This window comes from Psychroflexus salarius, from assembly GCF_900129035.1.
Taxonomy (GTDB): Bacteria; Bacteroidota; Bacteroidia; order Flavobacteriales; family Flavobacteriaceae; genus Psychroflexus; species Psychroflexus salarius.
In genome coordinates this window covers 1-1,426 of sequence record NZ_FQTW01000040.1, presented here as the reverse complement: position 1 = coordinate 1,426, position 1,426 = coordinate 1, and the positions used below count along the sequence as shown (strand labels likewise).

Genomic DNA, 1,426 nt, shown 5'->3' with positions numbered 1-1,426 from the left:
TGAAAAAATGTCTCGTCCTAAAATAGGTTGACTAAAAATTAAACACTTTTAGTACCTATGGAAACACCAAAGAATTCAGACTGTCGAAAAAAGCAGTATCAAAAAGTAAGTTTTGACTTCAAACTTAAAGTCATTGACGAAATTACCAATGGTCAGATATCCATCAACTATGCATCTAAGAAGTATAATATTTCCAGAAGCTCTATAACTTATTGGTTAAAGAAATTGAGTAACTTCGAATCTAAATCCAATAGTATGAGTAAAACTGATGAAATTAAAAAGCTCAAAGAACGCATTGATGAATTGGAATTTGTGAAAGAATTTCAACAAGATGTGATAGCTGATTTTGAGAACATTACAGGTGAGCATCTCTCAAAAAAGTATTTACCCGAAGTATTAGCAAAAGAGATAGAGCAAAAGCGCAAAAGCCATACAAAGTAAAGTGGCTCTATCAATATTTCGGGATAAGTAAACAGGCTTATTATAAACGCATACAGGCCGATAAGGCAAAGGAAGACCGAGATCAAGTTGTCTTGAACTTAGTAAAGAAAGTCAGGAAAGTACATCGCAGATCAGGTGGTAGAAAGCTTCACAAATATATAAGAGAAGGTCTTAAGCAAAACAATATTAAAATGGGAAGAGATGCTTTATTTGACTTGCTTAGAAGCTACGGTATGTTAGTTAAAAAGACCAAGCGATATCATGTAACTACCGATTCCAATCATGGGTTTTATAAGTCACCAAATAGAATAAAAGATATGGAGATTACTCATAGTGAACAAGTATTTGTGAGTGATATCACTTACATTAAGACCGATGCTGGTCATGCTTACTTAGCCCTGGTTACCGATGCCTATTCAAAGAAATTAATGGGTTGGGCATTGGATGACAACATGAGGGCAAGCTTAGTTGTAAAAGCACTAAAAATGGCAACAAAACGATTAGAGTTCCACCCTAAAAAGATTATACATCATTCAGATAGAGGAATTCAGTACTGTTGTCCAGAGTTTACTGAATATGCTACCCAACATGGGTATGTATTAAGCACAACCCAGCAGTATGACCCTTATGAGAATGCAGTGGCAGAACGTATAAATGCAACATTGAAGTATGAATTTGGACTTAAACGAAGGATAAAAAGTGTAGCCATTGCTCAACTGATGATGCGAGAAGCCGCTCACATTTACAATACACAGCGTTTACATTGGAGTTTAAACTTGTCAACACCAGAGCAAATCCACAGGGAGTATAATTCGATAAAGTACAAATCTTATAAAAGGGAAGCGGCGTAGGAATGTTGATAACTTTTTTAAAACCCGAAGGGAATTATTTAAAAAAAGTTATCAATGTTACGTGAATAAAAACGATATTTATGAATGAAATTTTTAACCCAAAAAAGATCAACCTATTTCAGGACAAGACAAAA

The 1,426-nt window shown here is 34.6% G+C and carries 2 protein-coding genes; both read left to right on the top strand.

The features are described from left to right. Positions 1-57: 57 nt before the first annotated feature. Positions 58-441 (top strand): helix-turn-helix domain-containing protein, encoded by a 384-nt coding sequence (locus BUB82_RS11645; protein WP_073193797.1) that lies wholly within the window; start codon positions 58-60, stop codon positions 439-441. After that, a complete protein-coding gene (locus tag BUB82_RS11640; protein ID WP_143185700.1) occupies positions 396-1,292 on the top strand; it encodes an IS3 family transposase in 897 nt (298 codons plus the stop codon). The genes BUB82_RS11645 and BUB82_RS11640 overlap by 46 nt, the downstream gene beginning before the upstream one ends. Positions 1,293-1,426 lie beyond the last annotated feature (134 nt).

Bases quoted from the DNA above. Each gene is read 5' to 3' on its own strand.
- BUB82_RS11645 (WP_073193797.1), top strand. From the start codon at position 58: ATGGAAACACCAAAGAATTCAGACTGTCGAAAAAAGCAGTATCAAAAA.